Consider the following 518-nt stretch of genomic DNA (forward strand, 5'->3'; position numbering starts at 1 on the left):
TGAATACTTCAAGAATTTGTGCTTTCTCTTCTGCCGTTACTACTTCTAAATCTTGTATACAAATCTGTGGGTTATTTACAACTTGTTGAATAACTTGAATTAAATGACCACAAATTCTTTCTATACTTGTACTATCATACACATTGGCATTGTAATTAAGTCGAATTTTAAATTCTTCTCCTGGAACAACAATTAAATTCAAATCATAACTTGTTTGTTCCTCCATATTTACATTCTTAACTTCTAAGAGGTTTTCAGACTGGTTACCAACACGTTCCATTTCTGCCTCTGTAGGATAGTTCTCAAATACTATAAGATTTGTGATTAAGTCCTGTTTTTGTTCTGTTTGTGCCTGTATTTCATACAATGGATGTGTATCGTATGCATGTGAAGCTATTGCCTGCTTTTGATTTCTTTTCATAACCTCTATAAAGGATTCTTCTGCTTCACAACGAATACGTACAGGAATCGTATTAATAAATAAACCAATCATATTTTCTATACCTGATATATCAGTT

The 518-nt window shown here is 31.7% G+C and carries 1 protein-coding gene; it reads right to left on the reverse strand.

The annotated features are described in order from the left end of the window. Positions 1-518 (reverse strand): condensation domain-containing protein (locus tag ACTFP3_RS30130; protein ID WP_440012099.1); only part of this gene is annotated, 518 nt, incomplete at both ends.

This window comes from Bacillus cereus group sp. MYBK5-2, from assembly GCF_051915685.1.
Classification (GTDB): Bacteria; Bacillota; Bacilli; order Bacillales; family Bacillaceae_G; genus Bacillus_A; species Bacillus_A cereus.